Raw genomic sequence first — 19,244 nt, forward strand, 5'->3', positions numbered from 1 at the left:
ATACTTGATTTATGCCACACTTAATTCAAACAAAACTTGAGCAACTGCACCGCAAGATTCATCAGCTGATCTGGCTGAATGGGCTTTGCTGGGGGTTAACCATTTTGCTCATGCTGGCACTTCTGGTCATCAGTTTTGACTGGATGTTGAACATTATCGACCCCATCATTCGACTAATTCTCGGGTTGGGAGTCTGCGGTCTGGTGGTGTGGACGCTCTGGCGGAATCTCGTGATCCCCCTGAAAACGCCTCTGACAGATTTAGACCTGGCATTGAAAATTGAACGTCAATACCCCGATCTCAAAGACAGCTTTTCCAGTAGCCTTCTATTTGATAATCAACCGATGGCTCATTTCACAGGCTCCGCCCAACTGCGTCAAGCTGTGATTGAAGACGCCTATCGAAGAGCCTCGCAAATCAATTTTCTGGAATTGATCGATACCCACCCGATCCGCAAAATCATGTTTTCAGCGGCGTTTCTCAGTCTGATTGTGGCTTCGTTTTCTCTGATTTATCCGCTTCAGGCTGGTCTGGGGATTCAACGGTTGATCTTTCCCTTCTCTGCCCCTGAGTGGCCGCAAAGTGTGGAACTGCAGATCCTGGATGAAAATCTGGTCCCCATCGAAACGGGCCCCAATAATCCTTATCAGGTTGTAGAAGGCCAGAACTTTCAGTTCTTTGTGAAAAACCGAAAAGGGACTCCCCCTGATAATCTGCAGCTTGAATATCAGACAGTTCAGGATTCACAATCACGTGGCAAAATCTATTCAGAACCGTTAAGGATCGTTTCAGTCCCCGATCCCGCCGGCACCAGTATCGACCTGGGAACAGGCTCGTTAGTCATCTCGAATAAATCGGTCAGACTGAGATCCACAGGCGGAGACGACCGTTCCATGAACTGGCTCACGATCGTCTCGGTCCCGCCGACCACTTTGGAACTCGAGGAAGTCAGGTTGACCCCTCCGGCCTACTCACAGCGGCCCGTAGAAACATTGCCTGCTGGTATTGGTAACTTCAAAGCATTAGTGGGTACCCGCGTTGAGATCAAAGCCCGCTCCAACAAACTCTTAAAAACCGTCGATCTACGAATGAAAGATCAGGAACCGGTTTCGATCAAGCTCGCTCCGGACCGCAAACAGTTTACTGTACAGTTCTTCGTCAAAGAGCCTGGCACGTATTCTTACTGGTTCGATCTCGAAAACGACCAGGGCTTCCGACCTCCGTCTCCGCAACGCTTTGAAATCACCGCCATAGCCGATTCTGCACCCGAAGTTTTTCTTGAGAATCCACAAACAGACCTGCAAGTGACTTCCGCGGCACAAATTCCATTAACCGTTTCCATTCAAGATGACTTAAAAGTCGCTAGTGCTCTGATTCGCTATCAGAAATCATCCCGGGAAGAAACGCTCTCACGTGCACTGCGCACCGATCGCGAGACACAAACCTTCCCACTGCCGTTCAACCCGCAATCTTCCAGTGAGCAGTTAATCCTCAATCATGTCTGGGACCTGGCCAACCTCTCGCTGGAGGAAGGCGATCGCATTATCTTTCGAGCAGAAGCACGCGATCATTTTCAGCCTGTGGAACCGATTCAGGGGGAAAGCCATTCTGAAGAAACGCGCATCGGCACCAGTATTTCACGCGTTCTCACCATCGTCACTCCTCAATACAAAACCAACGAACTGGCTACCCGTCAGGCACATTTGCTCGAAGAACTCTCACGGGTTTTAAAAGATCAACGGCTTTTGAACAGCGAAGTCAAAGACGTCCAACACCAGCTACAGCGTGTCGGTCGCGCGCGGCCCGAAGAAGTTGACACCATTAAACAGGTCGAAATGGATCAGAAGCGGGTTGCCTCCCAGCTATTCAGCCCGCGCACCGGTCTGGAACAACGCTCCCGGGAATTGATGCAGGAACTGGAATGGAATCGTATTGAAGATCCCGCGATGACACAGCGGCTGGCTGAGCTCAACACGGAACTATCAGAACTGAATCAGAAGGTATTTCCGCAAATCCAGGAACAGATCACTCAAGCCCGCAAAAAACTGCAGTCAAATGTCGATACAGCTCCCTCCGAAAAACAGGCAAACGAATCATCTGAGAAATCGTCCCCTCAAGAATCGTCGTCCCAAACGAAAGCGGCAAAAAAGAATTCCGCTGCCGACCCACTTGCCGCTCTCAACATTGCCGAAAACGGTCAACAGCGAGTGATCAACAGATTGGACAGCGTTCTGAAGTCGCTCTCACAATGGCAAAAAACGCGTGATCTTGTTTCCGAACTCGACGAACAAATTCAGCAACAGGCCGAGATTCAAAACCAGACGGAAAAACTGGCCAAAAAGACCATTACCAAATCTTTCAATAACTTGCGGCTTCAGGAACAGGCCGATCTGGAAAAGCTGGCATCGCGACAGGAACAACAGGCGGAAAATTTCAAATCGTTTCGCAATCTACTGGATACACTCAAAGCCCAGTCCAAGGCAACGACTCGGGAAGAACAAATGAGAAACCAGGAAGCCATGGATTTTCTACGGAAAAAATCGATTCCTGAAGAGATGCGACAAACGGCAGATAAATTAAAACAAAACCAGGTCGGACAGGCCTTGCAGGAACAACAGCAGATCCAGCAGGCAATGGAGACACTGAAAAACATCTTCGAAAATCAGCCTGCCGATTCAACCGATCAGATGTTAAAACAACTCAAACAGTCTGAACAGGAATTAAGTCAGCTAAAGCAACAGCAGCAGGAAATCTTAAAAAAGCTGCAATCAGCCAACAAAGACGGTAATCAGGCTGAGTTGAAAAAACAGCTACAGAAGTTGGCAAAACAGGAACAGGAACTTCAGAAAAAACTGAAACAGGTTGAACAGCAGTTACAACGCCTGAGCCTGCAGCAAGCCGCCCAATCGCTGCAGCGCGCCGGGAACCGACTCTCAAAATCCAATGATGCCTTGCAACAGAACCAGTCCCAACAGGCAGAACAGGAAATCCGTGAGTCACTCGATGACCTGGAACAGGCACAACGCGAAGTTGCTGCCCGCCGACAGGAAATAGAAGAAGCACTGGCATTTGAAGAATTCGCGAAATTAGAATCCCAAATCAAAAACCTGATGGAAAGACAGGACGCGGTCATCCAGGAAACAATTCGTCTTGAAGAAGAACGCCTTGCCCGCGGACGCTGGTCACGTGGTCAATTAAAGTCGCTCAAACAACTTTTCGAGACAGAACAGGATCTGCAACAGGAGACAGAAGCGGTCACAGAAAAACTAGCTGCGGCCCCCGTATTCGTGTTCGCGATGGAAAAAATTATTGACCAGTTCGCTATTGCTGTTGAGCGACTGGATCAACGATTGACAGATCAGGAAACGTTGACTGCAGAGCGGACGGCAAAGTCAAAACTGACCGCGTTACTCAATATCCTGAAAGAAAATTCGGCAGACCAGAAGTCTCAACCCGACCAGAATCAAACACCACCAGGCAGTCAGCCACCAACAAATCAGATTGCCTTGCTGACGCAACTTGTCATGCTCAAAATGATGCAAGAAGACCTCCTGAATCGAACCAGATCATTCAATAACGCGATCAACCAGAAACAACCGTTAACGCAGGAACAAATCCAGCTACGTAAAGAACTCTCAAAAGAACAGACAGATCTGGCAAACTTTTCGATGGAGCTGTTACTGAAACTGGACCAGTCACAGTCCGATGAATCTGACTCCGAACTTGAGGTTGAACCATGAACACGAAGCGAATAAGACAATCTGGCATCGTAACTTTTTCGCTGGTCTGCCTCGGCCTGATGCTGCCGCTACAGGATCAAACAGTTCGTGCAGACGATCAACCACAGCGAAAATCATCCACGGAAGATGCGAAGCCGCTCAAAAAAGATGCCTCAGATCCAGAGCCCTCACAACGGAAAAGTATTGATCTCAAAAAGAATGTCCTGAGTCAGAAACTCCCCGTAGAATCAATCATCGAAGAGATGCATCGTGCCGGAAAACTGCTTGAACAACAGCAAACAGGAAAAGAGACCCAGGAAGTTCAGCAGCAGGTCGTTCAAGATCTGGAAACTCTAATTCGCCTGATTAAGTCTGCTCCTAAAAATTCAACGCAACGCCCCAGTCAAAAAAACGACCAAAAACCGGACAGCAAACAGCTATCGGGAAAACAGAAAGGGGGCATGGGAGAACAGAGCCAGCAACAAATCTCTCAAGGTCCCGCTCGCAAGTCCAGTGAGCGGAATGAAGCTGGCAAAGTAACGCCGGGAGATCTTACAGGCAGAAACGCGTATATCAAAGATGCTTGGGGACACTTGCCCCCCGCGATGCGACAGAAGCTGTTAAATATCTATACCGAAAAATTTCTGCCGCAGTATGAAGATCAGGTGCGCCGCTATTATGAAGCGCTGGCCGAAAAGAAAAAACGCACTCCCTGATCTTCACGAAAACAGACGCTATCTGAATTCGTATTTTTGCGACTCTACTTTAAGGGGAGACAACATCAAAGGTATCGCTTCGCAAAATGGTCGTGTCATAGCTGCTACCATTATACAAGCGAACGTAGTTCCAGCGTCGTGCGCCTTTTAATGCAAACCCGGGTGTCGTTGCCAGTTGGGGAAGCCGATAGGCAGATCGACTTTCAGGACGGGGATATCGGGCTGCTACTTCAGGTGGTAACTGATGGCTGTAATAGGAGCGATTAAACATCCAGTTTTCTGCTTCAGCACGGGAGCTACCAAAGCCTAAGCCGATGGTTCCTGTCAACAGCGAGAGGAAGATGGATCGTGTGACAAGTCTTCTGACTTTTATTGATCGATTGACTTTCATTTGGCTTACCTCTTCAGAAGTGGTTCAAAATGTTGCGAAAAATCAACACTTTGAACCGGCTTTGAAACGAATGTTGCGTCAAAGCAACATTCTCTCTTCATTTCAGTGGATGAAGAGGTAATACGCAGATGATATGCCAAACCGAGGCTCAGGAATCAGTCGAGCGGAATTCCCGCATCTTTATACAACTCTGCTTTTTTCTTATTATCCTGTAAAACCAGAATATTTCCGGTCTCATCATTATAGCCATACATTTTGTAAGGAGGGAGTTGAGCAAACTCAATCCGATTTTCCTTCATCATCTTCATATATTCGTCGTACGTGGGAAAACGCTCATTTAAAACCTTATATGTTTTAATCGCCTGCTGCATGCCCAGCGTACTCACTCGTGATGCCATCGAAACATAAGCACTGCCCGCCTGGGAATAGGGATCAACGCCTTTAATCTTGCCATCAACAATAACGATCTCCGGGTTTTTCAAAGCTTTTTTTGCATCAACGACAACAGCCGTTGTTCTTTGAAGAATACTTTTTTTACCAGCATTCTTGTTCTCAATCGCAGCTTCTTCCTGGGGCATCTCCATCGCCGCAGGTTGCTCGGGTGCTGCAGCCTGATCTTGCGGTTGCTTCTCGTGCTTCGCATCCTGCTCTTTGGCAATTTCACTTGGATCCGTGCAACCAGAAGTGCTGAATATGGTCATGTAACAAATCAGACATAGGCTTAAACTGCTAGATATTTTGTCCACTGATTTTTTCATCGACGATACTCTCCCAGAGATGGCTCAACAAATTCATATAACTCAGACCACAAGACTACCAAAACCACTGCTCCGTTTCATCCATTAAGTGAGGAATCCCTAAATGAGGCATTTACTACTGAGCAGGCACTCACGCATAAACCACCTTGGATGTAAATTTTGTTAAGAAATCGAGAATTTGAAAAATATGACATTAGATCTCAGCAGGTTCAGAACAACTCTTAATAGACCGCAACGTGATTTTATTGGTCGAAACGATCCCTTATGTATTGTTTATGACAGGAGATCAGGTCAGGATATCCGTTCTTTGTAAAAGTTTGCAATATTTAATTTTAATGACAGTTTTAGAGCATTATATTAGATACCAGCAGGCTTTGCTGAATCATCGAACGGAGCGCCACGACATTATGTCGACATCCACCTCTTCTTCTGATCAAAATTCCAGAGGGATGTTTACGTCGTTATTGAACCAGGAACGATTACGGATATTCGGATATGTCCGTGCACTTGTTCCCAACAATTCCGATGCGGAAGACGTATACCAACATGTGTGCCTGACACTATGGAATAAATTTAGCGAGTTTGATCAAGAGCGAGATTTTTTTTCCTGGGCTTGCGGAATTGCTTATTTCACGGTTTGCAACTTTCGCAGAAGCGTTCAACGTGACCGACACTTTTTCAACCAGGAGTTAATAGAAACCATGTCTATGGAGCGGATGCAGCATCTGGGCAATCATAATATTCGACTTGAGTTCCTGCGAGACTGTTTCGACCGCCTGGGCTCAGACGACCAGGAATTACTTTTGCAGGCAACCTTTGAAAAACAATCAATCAAAGACTTCGCAGAAAAAGCAGGGAAAACCGTCCAGACACTTTATAACCGTCTGAGTGCTCTAAGGCGTGAGTTAGCGCAATGCATTATGCGCAAACTGAAGAGTGAGGGGAAATCATGACAGTTCAAGATCTTCCCCCTCAATTCAATCGATTGTTGAATCAACTTATCGACGGCCATCTGTCTGACGCTGAATTCGAAGAGCTCGAACAATGTCTTTCTGACTATCCGGAAGCAAGACAGATATTCTTTGATTATCTCGATATCAACTCGGGAGTTCAAAAAAACAACGTCGATCGACTGAAAGAACTCGATCAGATCGTCACCGCAAATCCTCCGCAAAACCAACTGGCTACAGGTCAGGCTGATTTGAAACAGAGAGGGAACCAGTCTCCGTTATTCGGATATTTTACGGTCGCAGTCGCCTCGGTCGCGTTGATGGTTTCCGCGCACTGGTTTTTGACAGGCTACCTGATCGGAGTCAAGCCTCCAGAGTCTCAGCCAAAAATTATTAAGGTCGAAGTCCCGATTGAAGTGCCAGTAGCAATTACTAATTTGCCCTATGTCGCAACGCTCTCACGAGCAACAGACTGTAAATGGGGAGGGGAGAACCCCCCTCAATTCTCAGGGCAGCGACTCCTTTCCAAAGAGCTCTTTCTTGAACAGGGAGTCGCCGAATTTCGCTTTGACAGCGGCGTTCGACTCGTACTGGAAGGTCCAACAAAAATCAATATCGAATCTGTTAATAGTGCCACGATTACATCAGGTTCGGTGGTCTTGCATGGTTACGAGTCATCGCCCGAATTTGAATTAATCACGCCGCGAGCCAGTTTCTTCGACATCGGCACCGAATACGGCGCAAAAGTCGAAGAAGACGGCAGCACAGAACTACACGTTTTCCAGGGTGCCGTTCGGATCCAGCCTGAAATGGAGCTCGTCGAGATCTCCGCCCCTTTAATCGTGGGAGAAGGCAAAGCCCGGAAAATCGACCAGAAAGTGAACCAGGAAATTGAGCTCAATTCGGAAAACTTTAAACGTGAAGTTCCCGGAAAGCCCAAAGAACTCAGAATCGTTCGCGAAGAGTTAATCGCCTACGATAGCTTTCACCCACAAACCATCAGCGATCCTAAAGAGTTTTCTGAATGGCGCCGTTCAGGATTTGGCTGGAAAAACCCCTGGCGTGATCGAATTAACAGCCTGAAACCAGCGAGTGGAAGGAGTGTCCCCGATGAAACACTCTTACCCGATCTGCTTTCTCCCAACCAACTGGGTTGTGTTGAGCTGGAAGGGGGAAACGTTGTCTGGCGCACTTTGGACAAACCACTACGGCTCGATACGGACGCCATCTACTACGTCAGCTTTTTTATTCAGAAATCCGTCAATCAACTGTCTTCCGTCCATCAATACGGTAACTTATCCTTGATGTCAGAAGCAGAACCTGAAAGCGGCAAGCGAATTCTTTTCGGGATCAACTCAGCCAGTAACCCGACACTGCGTCTCCAAGGACAAGTAGAAGAGATCGCACCGGCACTACAACATGATCAGCCTTATTTCTTTGTAGGGAAAATTGTGGCCAGTGAAAAATCTCCCGATCAGGTTTTCATGCGTGCTTTTGCCCAAGGGGAAGAAATCCCGGGGCAGGAACCCTTAATTTGGACATGTCGTTCGGCTCCCTTCGATGAATCTACCAGCTATGACCTGATTCGAATCCACGCCGGCAAAAGCAGCAAATACCGCTTCGATGAACTTCGCATCGGCAGTTCGTGGGAATCGGTTGTCGATTTCCACGATCCCGATGATATGCAGGAAGAATAAGCAAGTTTCAGATCACTCTTTTCGCTAACCGGAAATGTTCGGCCAACAGTCTCTAAAACTGCCCCAGTCTGAAATCTCTCCCCCCCCTTCTCCAATAATTCACCATCTGAAAATCCGCCATCTTCTTCAGGTATGAAGTGATTTACCCCAATCCTAGATTTCATTTGTGATATTTTCCGGATTCTTTCTTTTTTTGGAGTAAGAATCTCATCCAGCAAGACAATCCCTTTTTAGCAGGCAAATTGTGATAATTCATTATAGTATTATTATTAAATACTTACCCACTAGTCCCTGAACGGCGGGGGTCATGAATCCTTTTCATGGCCCCCTTCTGCATTTGAAGACACTCATCCTTCCGAATCCAGACTACCTCTCGGATCATCATCCTGAATCCCTCCAACTGTCTGCTTTCACTTCTCCACAGAGTACCACAGTTCTGCTCTCTGTTTTTGACACGGAAAACAGAGATTCTGTATCTCAAGCGAAACCGACTTGAGCCTTGAATGACCATCGCGAACCTGATTGAATGATATGATTGATTCATCAGATTTTCTCCAATAGAGAGTGCGAAGTCACACCAGGGAACGGAACATGCAGCAGAATGCCACCAGTGATTTGGAACTGTTTGATCACCAGTTAAAACAGTTTGTTCCTCCAGACAGCTTTGATGCACACGCTCATCTTTATCGGCATGACCCTGCAATCACCGGCCTGCCTGAAATCGCAGAAAATGAACAAGGCGATTCCGGATGGCGCGAATATTGTCAGAACCTGGAACTCTGGATGGGAAACCGGCGCCCTTCTGCCGGGTTGTTCTTCGCGATCCCCAAATTAAATCTCAATCGCCCCGCCGCCAATCAATTTCTTCTCAACGAACTCAAAGACCAGCCCGATTCGCGAGCGCTCCTGCTTGTCACTCCTCAGGATAACCCAGATGAAATCGAAGCACAGATCGAAGCCGGCGGCTATGTCGGCTTTAAGGTCTATCATATCTTTGCAGACAGAGAAGAAACGTTTCAGGCAGAACCTCAGGAATATATTCCGGAATGGATTTGGGAAATCGCGAATCAACGTGGTTTTGCAATCATGCTGCATATCGTCCGTCCGCGAGCAATCGCCGATCCGGTCAATCAGTCTTATATCCAACAACACTGCCGTCAATACCCCCAGGCGAAACTGATCCTCGCACACGCGGCTCGAGGCTTTTGTGGGAACCACACCGTTGAGGGAATTGCATCACTCAGAAGCCTGGATAATGTCTTCTTCGATACATCGGCCGTCTGCGAACCACAGGCCTTTGAAGCCATCCTGCGCGAATTCGGAACCAGCCGCCTGATGTTCGGAACCGACTTTTCCGTCAGCGAGTTCAAAGGGCGCTGCGTCAGTATCGGCGACGGCTTTCTCTGGCTCGGCGAACAAAACGTCGACTGGAAAACCTCTACCTTCGCTTCACCCATTCGCGTCGGTCTGGAATCACTGCTCGCACTCAAGCAGGCCTGCCATACTATGCGTTTCATTGATGCCGACATCGAGCGCATCTTCTGCCACAACGCCCGCACGTTATTAGAAATCAACACGCAAGCCGAAACGAATCTCACACAGGAAACATACCGCCGCGCGAAACAGCTCATCCCTGGCGGTACGCAGCTCTTAAGTAAACGCCCCGAGATGTTTGCCCCTGATTGCTGGCCCGCTTATTACCGTGAAGCAAATGGCTGCGAAGTCATTGACCTGGATGGAAAAGTCTATCACGATCTCGCCACCTCGGGCATCGGCTCCTGCCTGTTAGGATATCGCGATCCGGATGTCACCGACGCGGTCATCCGTCGCGTACAGTTGGGATCCATGAGCTCCCTGAATTCGCCTGAAGAAGTAGAACTGGCCGAACTATTAACGTCGCTACATCCCTGGTCCGACCAGGCCCGCTTTTGCCGAACCGGCGGAGAATCCATGTCGATCGCCGTCCGCATCGCTCGCGCCCACACGGGGCGCGATGAAATTGCATTATGCGGCTATCATGGCTGGAGCGACTGGTATCTGGCAACAAATCTGCCTCGCAAATCAACCGATGGAACGTCTCTGGATAAGCATTTACTGCCCGGCCTTGAACCAGCGGGAGTTCCACTCGGCCTTTCTGAAACCACCCACCCCTTTACGTACAATGACATTGATGGGCTGCGTCAAATCATCAAACAGCGCGGCTCTCACCTGGCGGCAATCGTCATGGAACCAACCCGCTATATTCATCCGGATCCCGGCTTCCTCGAAGCTGTCCGCGAGCTCTGTGACGAATGCGGGGCCGTACTGGTAATTGATGAAATCACCACCGGCTGGCGACTCGCTCTCGGTGGTGCCCACTTGCATTACGGTATTAAACCTGACATTGCCGTCTTCGCCAAAGCTTTGGGGAATGGTCATCCCGTCGCCGCCATTATCGGCAATCGATCCGTGATGGATGCAGCCGAAACCTCATTCATCTCCAGCACCTACTGGACCGAAGGCGTCGGCCCAACAGCCGCTCTGGCAACCATCAAAAAAATGCAATCCGTCAACGTCCGTGAACATATCCAACGGATTGGCGAAGCATTCCGCGCCGGTTGGCTGGAACTGGGCCAAAAACATGATCTACCTGTGAAAGCCGTCGGACACTCCGTGCTGCTCCATCATCAATTCGATCACCCGCAGGCCGCAGAGTTAGGCACACTGTTTACCATTCGCATGCTGGAGCACGGTTTTCTGACTGGTAGCGGCTTTTATCCCACACTCGCCCACGAACAAAAACATATTGATGCTTACTTCAACGCCGCCAACTATGTCTTTGCAGAACTCGCGGACGCTTTAAAGAAAGACGATCTCTCCGCACTCCTCAAAACACCCGTAAGACATTCCGGTTTCGCCCGGCTGACGCCCAGCCCCAAATCGTAGCCTTCCATTTCCAGAAACGGTTTAACTTTGTGAACTTCCCGTGTTCACCACGGGTTGCGTATGCCGGTCGCTACACAACACGACCAGTAAATTGGAAACCAGGCCTGCCCGATAATTTTTATCCAGTTCGACCACATTTCGTTCCGCCAGATGATCCAGCGCCATTTCCACCATCCCGACCGCTCCCTCTACGATTTTCGTCCGGGCCGCGACGACCGCCTGTGCCTGTTGTCGCTGTAACATCGCAGCCGCGATTTCCGGCGAGTAGGCCAGATGACTGATCCGCGCTTCAATTACTTCCACGCCCGCTTTATCCAGGCGTTCCTGAATATCAACCTTCAACTGATCACAGACTTCCGTAGTATTGCCGCGTAACGAGATTTCATGATCTTCGCTGTCATAAGGATGACGGCTGGCAAGATTTCGCAGCGCGGCTTCACTTTGAACGGCGACAAAATCTTCAAAGTCATCCACTTCGAACATCGCTTCAGCCGTATTCACCACACGCCAGACAACGACCGTGGAAATATCAACCGGATTCCCATCACGGTCATTCACCTTGGAGGGCTTACCTGTCGAACGGCTTTTCGCAAGAATTACATTTCCTGCCGCGTCCTTCTGTTCGGGTGTGGTCACCGCCCCGGTTTCAAAATTACGAATACGTAATGAAATTTTCTTTTTGGAGAAGAAAGGATTCACCCAGAAAAAACCGGATTGCATTACCGAACCCTTGTACTCACCAAACAACAAGAGCACCCGCGCCTGATTCGGAGCAATCGCCATGCAGCCAAACAGGCCGATGAAACTGGCGGGAACCAGAAGCACTCCCAAAATAACCACGGGGCCACTTTCATTGATCGCCCCTGTCGCAAACAGGACGACCCCACACACCAAGCCCCCCAGACACATCGCCAGGGGAAACCAACCCGGCATTGGATTATAGATTTTCTCGTCTGTCATCTCTTTTCTCCCTGGTTCGTGCATTGACTTCATATCGTTACTGAGAGAAACGCAGTCCCGTTTCTCTCAGATCAAAGATTTTTCCAATAATCCCGGAAAATCAAAAAACCCTGAAATAAGAAACGGGATTGACTCAGGCGTGGCTCTCAAAATGTCTCCCATTCACTGAATCTACTGAGAATTTTTTCATCTTGACCCTCTGCTGCGCTTTCCTAACATCCCTGCTCTGCGTCGCGCGCGAGTCGGACTCCGTGTTCCGTTGAATGAATCCTCTCCTGAGGATTTCTGCCCCATTATGAAATCTCTTATTTTTATGAATGAAACCGATGTTGACCACTTTTTGCTCCTACTCACTCCAAGCGTAAGTTCACTTGTATCAAACCGCTTCGCAGACACTTCGCATGCGATGGCTCCGGTATCACTGGGCATCTCACCACCTTCACCTGGCGTTCGCATGCGTTCTTTCGTTGACTGCTTCACGCCATTCCAGATAATGTCAGACAACATATACAATTCCATCAGAAAGACTCAAATAGCGACGGCTATCAGGAAATCGGAAACGTTTCTTGACTACCGGCCTTACAGTAAAGCGAAAAGGCGAGAACTCCATCAGACAGATTCTAACTGATATCAACGGCCACTGAAGCGCAGATTCAGCGCCACCGTTTTTGAGAAAGAAAAAAGCAAGCGACTTGCCTAGAATTACTTCGGGCTGTTCAGCTGGTCCAGCGAAATAAAATTGGGAGTCTTCGCGGCTCCGGTATCACAACCGTTGCAAGATCCACACCCGGGTCGCTGCTTAAAAAAGCCGACGATACGGCGCGCCAGAAAGTAGACCGCCGCCGCAATGCAAAGCAGGGTTGCAATAAATTGCCAGTCAACCTGATTCATCTCACGGCCTCATCTGAAAAAGAAAACACTTCCGTCAACGTCGTCAATATTCTTACGAAATCAACATGCATTTCGCTAAATAAATAGCATCCCCACCTGATAGGAAATCAAAGCCCCGACGTAAGCCAGCGTCGTCATATAAGTAAACGACACCACCGGCCAGAACCAGCTGTTCGTTTCACGCCGCATCACCATCAGCGTCGCTGCACACTGGGCACATAATGCAAAGAACACCATGATCGAAATCGCCACGGGTACATTAAATACCTTACTGCCATCAGGCCAGGTTGCCGAACGAATCGATCCGATCAGACTTTCGTCCTCTTCTCCGACATCACCGCCCAGACTGTAAATCGTGCCTAACGTCGAAATGATCACTTCCCGCGCCGGGAACGAGGCAATCACGCCCACACCAATTTTCCAGTCCCAGCCCAGAGGTTTCACCGCCGGTTCAATCCAATGCCCCGCGCGGCCCAGAAAACTGTTTTCTACCAGTTGACTGCTGACATGATTCTGCTTCTCAAACAACGCGGCCTGTTCTGCAGCCAATACCTCTTGCTGACTTTCTAATTCCTTCTTCGCTGCTGATGCGTCTGCCTCTGTGGCAGCAATCTGTTCGTCGAGCTCTGCCAGAGAAGCATCCATCGCCTCAATCTTGTTCTGAATTTCAAACTGCTCACTGTGATCACCGGGAAAATAACCGGCGGCCCAGATGAGGATCGAGGTCGCGAAAATCAATGTCCCCGCTTTGACCACAAACGACTTGGCACGATTATAAACACGATAGATCACATTTCGCGGCGAAGGCCATTTGTAACCCGGCAATTCCATCACAAACGGTGCCACATCGCCTTTAAAGCAGATCCGCTTCAAAAACCAGGCAACAGGAATCGCAATCAACGCCCCAATCGATGACATCGCAAACAAAACCATTCCCTGAAGTGTGACCACAGGACTGCCTGCAATCGTGAAATAGGCAATATTCGGAATAAAAGCAGCGATAAACAGCGTATACACAGGCCAGCGGGCCGAGCAGCTCATCAACGGCGCGACGAGAATCGTCGTCAAACGCTCGTGCCGGTTCTCGATCACGCGCGTCGCCATGATCCCCGGCACCGCACAGGCAAAAGACGACATTAGAGGAATGAAGGACTTACCGCTTAACCCCAGACTTCGCATCAGGCGGTCCATAATAAACGCCGCCCGTGCCATATAGCCGCTGTCTTCTAACACGGCGATAAAGAAATACAAAATCACAATCTGAGGTAGAAAGATTAACACGCCCCCCACGCCGGCAATCACACCATCAACCACCAGACTTCGCAATGGACCGGGGGAAATCACAGTTTCCACAACTCCTTCGATCAATCCCTGTCCCGTTTCAATCAAATCCATCGCAGGCCCCGCCCACGTAAAGACAGACTGAAAGACAAAAAACATCAGCACGAAGAAAAACAGGAAACCAAAGACGCGGTGCGTCAACCAGCGATCAATTTTATCCGAAGCGGTTTCCCGCTGCTCCGGCGGATGCTGTAATACATCTTTTAACATTTCCCGGGCCCAGCCATAACGCATGCGGGCCTCCATCGCCGGAACGGCATAACCCGCCTCTTTCAATCGCGATCGCGACTGGTTAAGATCTTCCATCAAGCCATTATGTGTGTGGTGCTCGAAATACGATTCCACATAGCCGCCCACATCGAGCAGCAACCGCTCCACCAGAAAATCGGGAGGACTGTCTTCCTGATTGGTCTGAATCTTCTCGCGAATCAATTTCCGCTCGGCATAAAAATCTTCCGGAAACAGCGCCAACGGCTCATGGGTTGATCCCGTTCCAATTTCCAGAATGGCGGCTTTCAGCTCATTCACACCTTTGGCATGATGAGCCTCTGTGCAAACAACAGGCACTTTCAGTTTTTGGGATAATGCCTGTGCATCAATCTCGATTCCCCGTGAACGTGCCAGATCACACATATTGAGAACCAGCACCACGGGAATTGACAAGTCAAGAACCTGACTGAATAGATACAGATTGCGTTCCAGATTGGATGCATCAGCAATACAGATAATGGCATCGGGCCGCGGCACTCCTTTTTGCCGCCCCAGTAAGATGTCCACCGCCAGCATTTCATCAATGGAACGCGGTGCCAGACTATACGTTCCCGGTAAGTCGACCAAGTCAATCTGACGGCCTTCCCACGTCACGCTGCCCACTTTTTTTTCCACAGTCACTCCGGGAAAATTCCCGATGTGAGCATGCCCGCCGGAAAGCAGATTAAACAGTGTGCTCTTCCCGGTATTCGGGTTGCCAATGATGGCAATCGTCATTTTTTTTTGTTGTACGGGAGTGTGTTGCACGGTGGGGGTGTTGATCATGGAATTAGAAAATCTGAAAGCAGCGCTTTCATTCGGAAGGAATACCAGGCTGTCCCTCTCGTTGAGAGGAGACCGGCGTTAGACAATTTCAACTTCAACACACTTCGCTTCATTCAGTCGCAGTGATAAGCGGTAGCCTCGGATCGCAAATTCCAAAGGGTCGCCTAAGGGTGCTTTGCCCAGCAATTGAATCTGTTCTCCGTCAATCAGCCCCATTTCCATTAACCGGATGGAAATCGCATCTTCACCATTGATGTGTGTAATCCGCGCGATCTGGCCTTTTATGATCTGGTTCAACGTCATGACTTAAACGATCTCAACACAAGAGAAACCTAGCGGCGTGCATTTCATTCTATCAGCAAAACAGCCCATTATAAGGAAATTGAGACTCAGTTTCAACTCATTCCTCTGCAGGTTTTGCGAGGTTCCCTGGAGGGTAACCCATTACTCTGAAAATGAAAAGTAAACCTGGTGAGAGGGGCTTGAGATCATCCCTCCCACAGAAAGGGTACATATACACACTTTCGTTTAGTAACGTTATCACACAATTCCTCAGGCAATCTGAATCTTGCCTGAAAGAGATTGAACCCTCACAAACACATCCTAGTATTGAACATCAACATCCACATAAACACTTGATACGCAAGTACATAAAAACCATTATGTTATTCAGAATTAATCATGAATTTATTGCTTCATCCCCCACATCCATTTAAAATGAAGCCTAGAAGTAAAGACATTCAAACTACAATTATTTCTGTCTACTCAAGTGCGACTTTTTGCTGGCTCAAAGTTCTTTTCTGATCGAAGTCTTTTCTAGACTTGGTCTAAGCAGCCTATGTTTACTCTCCCAGCTCAAATTCCCTGCGAAGAAAACAGAGTTCTAAAGCCTGAACTGTGATTGCATCACAGATTTCCGGTACCTTTCTTTCAAAACGTTATTCTCGTTTTTATGTTTGATTTCTTATTTTCAGGAGTTCAAGTAATGGAAAAAATGCTGCTCAGAACAAAGCGTGGGTTCACGCTGATTGAACTATTGGTTGTGATTGCGATCATTGCCATCTTAATCGCCCTCTTATTGCCGGCAGTTCAACAGGCACGTGAAGCAGCCCGTCGTTCTCAATGTAAAAACAATCTCAAGCAGATTGGCCTGGCTCTCCACAATTACCATGATAACTTCAGAGCATTTCCGCCTGGAGATGTTAGAAGAACTTATGGCTCTGGCGTTCAATCCTGGGTTACCAGTCAGCTGGGCTGGATCCCTCGTATTCTGCCATTCCTGGATCAGGCACCACTCTACAATCAAATCAACTTTGAAATGGAACACGGCGTCAGTGCCGCCCCGAACAGTAATCTGCGTAAAGAAAAACTGACCGTTGTACGCTGCCCCAGTGATTCCTCGCGTCAACCAGACGGCAATTATGGTCCAACCAACTACATGGCCTGCCGAGGTCTTGGTGTCACAGCCGATGCTCTAACAACCAACGCAACAGGATCAACCACCGATATCAATTCGGTATTCAGAATGAATGGTCTTGTTCGGATTCGTGATATCGAAGATGGAACAACTAATACCATGATGGTTTCGGAAACCTTTGCGAGTGCCCCCATGTGTAGCGAAGTGCCATCCAGTAACAGCTGTTCTGCTGTTTGTGCCACTGTTTATGGAAATAACACATCTGGTGCGCAGCAGGGTTATTCCTGGATGTGGGCACAACAATACCAATCTCACTATTATTGTACGATTTATACACCCAATTCAAAAACTCCAGACTGTGGCGCGGGATCAAGTTCTACGAATGCACTCTTATCTGCCCGCAGTAAGCACGTCGGCGGAGTTCACACTCTGTTAGGCGACGGGTCAGTCCGGTTTGCTTCGGAGAATATTGACCTCTCCATCTGGCGGAATCTGGGTAATTACAATGATGGTAATGTTCTGGGTGAATGGTAAGATTCATTCATGATTTTGAAATGCTGATTAATTTCCTCGTCACTTGTTAATTGAATCAAGTGGCGAGGTTTTTAAATTCAACATTATTTCTATAATTTCGAGCTGTGGTCGCGTTTAAACGTAATCACTTGAGCCACGGTGAATTCTCTCAATTATTGGAACAAAGAGATATGAAAAGTTTTTATCGCTCATTACTGCTTCTGGCATGTATGACTCCCTTTCAATTTGGCTGTGGAGAATCAGCCCCGATGACTCCGGAAACTAAAGAGGATCCAGTGGAAGAACTTGACCCCGCCACAGAAGCAGCTGCAGAGAAACAGACAAAGCAAAACAACAGGTAATCAAATAATACCGATTACTGAAATAGATCATTGATTAGAACAGCCAGGATTTATCCTGGCTGTTCTATTTCCTGTAGGGCCTTCACTTCAGCCTGAAATGCAAACGCTTTGCCAGTCTCCGATTCTCTTTCTCTATCGTGACTTCTTAATCCTGGCACTCTCTTTCAACATAGCGTTACTACTTCCCTTTCGCAGGACGTCTATCCATTCATAAATGACGCACCTTGAGTGTTTTACCTCAAACACGTTATGCTCAAGTCACATCAACAAATCCTTTTTTTGAATTCTTACTGGAATTATTTGGTAAACCAGTTATAGTAAACTAATCTAAACTATTAGTAATTTCATGTATTCTACATTTGAGATTCACCTGGCTTCACCTTTTCGACAGATTCTTGCTATTTGTGGTCACACACAAACTGAAGCCAGTTCCAATACTAACTGAAAATCCAATCTAAGAAATATTCTATTCAGCCCGAATTTGAATTCTGCGGCTGTGTTTTACTACATTAATTTGATTGTCCGTTTATTTATTTTCAGGAGTTCAAGTAATGGGAAAAATGCTGCTTACAAGGAAACGTGGCTTCACTCTGATCGAACTGCTGGTAGTGATTGCTATCATCGCTATCTTAATTGCCTTACTATTGCCGGCAGTTCAACAGGCACGCGAAGCCGCTCGACGTTCACAGTGCAAAAACAATCTCAAGCAGATTGGCCTGGCGCTGCACAACTACCACGATAATTTTCAAACATTCCCTCCAGGGGATGTTCGTGACTTTTACAGTGGGCTTGATTCATGGTCCACCAGTCAAATCACCTGGATGGCCCGCATCCTTCCCTTCGTTGATCAGGCGCCGCTTTACAATCAAATTAACTTCGAACGAGCTCCCGGTACTGGTGGCTCGAATAATAGCGTCAGGAGAGAAAAAATCCCGGCATTCCGCTGCCCCAGCGATTCATCCCGCCAGCCGAGATCTGATTATGCTCCAACAAACTATCTCGCCTGCCGTGGTACTGACTGGCATTCAGGGAGAGACGAAACGGAATCTATGTTTAGTGTCATTAGCCGTATGAAAATTCGTGATGTGGAAGACGGCACTTCAAACACGATCATGGTCTCTGAGACATTCGCCAACGCTCCTTTCTGTGATGATCAACCTATTCGAGACCCTTCTACCAGCGCTTCTCAAGACATTGGCATCTGCCCCGCCAGCTGTCTGACGAAAGCACCTTATACAAGTAGCTATCGACAAGGCTATTCCTGGTTTTATGGGCAAAAATACGAGTCTCATTACTTCGGGACCGTTTATAATCCGAATAATAAAGGCATGCCTGACTGTGGTGCCGGCTCAAGCACAACGGGAGCCCTGCTGGCAGCACGCAGTAAACACACAGGCGGCGTGCATGTCCTCGTTGCCGATGGGGCCGTCCGATTTGCTTCCGATAACATTGATAATCAGATCTGGAGAGATCTGGGGCATCCGCAGGACGGTAATGTTCTGGGAGAATGGTAAGCCAGTCTTATTTGTCATATGAATTAACCCTCGCCACTTAATCATAGTGGCGAGG

14 protein-coding genes are annotated in these 19,244 nt (G+C 48.1%); 8 read left to right on the top strand and 6 right to left on the bottom strand.

What is annotated here, in order from left to right; all coding sequences use genetic code 11:
- Positions 1–11 precede the first annotated feature (11 nt).
- Together Enr17x_RS21945 and Enr17x_RS21950 are read left to right on the top strand one after the other, a co-directional pair.
- Positions 12–3,740, top strand: coding sequence for a DUF4175 family protein (locus Enr17x_RS21945; RefSeq protein WP_145311836.1), 3,729 nt, complete (start codon positions 12–14; stop codon positions 3,738–3,740).
- Positions 3,737–4,435, top strand: a complete 699-nt coding sequence (locus Enr17x_RS21950) for a hypothetical protein (protein ID WP_145311837.1) — start codon at positions 3,737–3,739, stop codon at positions 4,433–4,435. Before Enr17x_RS21945 ends, Enr17x_RS21950 begins: the two co-directional genes overlap by 4 nt.
- A 49-nt stretch (positions 4,436–4,484) precedes the next feature.
- Here the strand turns inward: Enr17x_RS21950 and Enr17x_RS21955 are convergent, their stop codons facing one another.
- Positions 4,485–4,826, bottom strand: coding sequence for a hypothetical protein (locus tag Enr17x_RS21955; RefSeq protein ID WP_145311838.1), 342 nt, complete (start codon positions 4,824–4,826; stop codon positions 4,485–4,487).
- A 155-nt stretch (positions 4,827–4,981) separates the two neighbouring features.
- On the bottom strand, positions 4,982–5,527 hold the full coding sequence (locus Enr17x_RS21960; RefSeq protein ID WP_145311839.1) for a hypothetical protein: 546 nt from the start codon (positions 5,525–5,527) through the stop codon (positions 4,982–4,984).
- 293 nt (positions 5,528–5,820) lie between these two features.
- Here Enr17x_RS21960 and Enr17x_RS21965 point away from each other — a divergent pair, with 293 nt between their 5' ends.
- From Enr17x_RS21965 to Enr17x_RS21975, 3 genes are all read left to right on the top strand, one after another.
- On the top strand, positions 5,821–6,537 hold the full coding sequence (locus Enr17x_RS21965; protein WP_232100810.1) for a sigma-70 family RNA polymerase sigma factor: 717 nt from the start codon (positions 5,821–5,823) through the stop codon (positions 6,535–6,537).
- Positions 6,534–8,231, top strand: coding sequence for a hypothetical protein (locus Enr17x_RS21970; RefSeq protein WP_145311840.1), 1,698 nt, complete (start codon positions 6,534–6,536; stop codon positions 8,229–8,231). The genes Enr17x_RS21965 and Enr17x_RS21970 overlap by 4 nt, the downstream gene beginning before the upstream one ends.
- Before the next feature lie 591 nt (positions 8,232–8,822).
- Positions 8,823–11,156, top strand: a complete 2,334-nt coding sequence (locus tag Enr17x_RS21975; protein WP_145311841.1) for an aminotransferase class III-fold pyridoxal phosphate-dependent enzyme — start codon at positions 8,823–8,825, stop codon at positions 11,154–11,156.
- A 21-nt stretch (positions 11,157–11,177) separates the two neighbouring features.
- Here the strand turns inward: Enr17x_RS21975 and Enr17x_RS21980 are convergent, their stop codons facing one another.
- From Enr17x_RS21980 to Enr17x_RS21995, 4 genes are all read right to left on the bottom strand, one after another.
- Positions 11,178–12,116: an SPFH domain-containing protein gene (locus Enr17x_RS21980; RefSeq protein ID WP_145311842.1), complete on the bottom strand. Its 939-nt coding sequence runs from the start codon at positions 12,114–12,116 to the stop codon at positions 11,178–11,180.
- Between the two features lie 702 nt (positions 12,117–12,818).
- On the bottom strand, positions 12,819–13,007 hold the full coding sequence (locus Enr17x_RS21985) for a hypothetical protein (protein WP_145311843.1): 189 nt from the start codon (positions 13,005–13,007) through the stop codon (positions 12,819–12,821).
- Between the two features lie 75 nt (positions 13,008–13,082).
- Positions 13,083–15,383 carry a ferrous iron transport protein B gene (gene feoB, locus Enr17x_RS21990; RefSeq protein WP_145311844.1) on the bottom strand — a complete coding sequence of 767 codons (2,301 nt, stop codon included), beginning with the start codon at positions 15,381–15,383 and terminating at the stop codon, positions 13,083–13,085.
- Positions 15,384–15,461: 78 nt separating this feature from the next.
- Positions 15,462–15,686, bottom strand: coding sequence for a FeoA family protein (locus Enr17x_RS21995; protein WP_145311845.1), 225 nt, complete (start codon positions 15,684–15,686; stop codon positions 15,462–15,464).
- 682 nt (positions 15,687–16,368) lie between these two features.
- Between Enr17x_RS21995 and Enr17x_RS22000 the strand changes: the two genes are divergently transcribed.
- From Enr17x_RS22000 to Enr17x_RS22005, 3 genes are all read left to right on the top strand, one after another.
- Positions 16,369–17,334, top strand: coding sequence for a DUF1559 family PulG-like putative transporter (locus tag Enr17x_RS22000; protein ID WP_145311846.1), 966 nt, complete (start codon positions 16,369–16,371; stop codon positions 17,332–17,334).
- A gap of 170 nt (positions 17,335–17,504) precedes the next feature.
- Positions 17,505–17,675: a hypothetical protein gene (locus Enr17x_RS29725; RefSeq protein WP_198000732.1), complete on the top strand. Its 171-nt coding sequence runs from the start codon at positions 17,505–17,507 to the stop codon at positions 17,673–17,675.
- 551 nt (positions 17,676–18,226) lie between these two features.
- Positions 18,227–19,189, top strand: a complete 963-nt coding sequence (locus Enr17x_RS22005) for a DUF1559 family PulG-like putative transporter (protein ID WP_145311847.1) — start codon at positions 18,227–18,229, stop codon at positions 19,187–19,189.
- The last annotated feature ends 55 nt before the right edge of the window (positions 19,190–19,244 follow it).

It is taken from the genome of Gimesia fumaroli, from assembly GCF_007754425.1.
In the GTDB taxonomy this organism is placed as follows: Bacteria; Planctomycetota; Planctomycetia; order Planctomycetales; family Planctomycetaceae; genus Gimesia; species Gimesia fumaroli.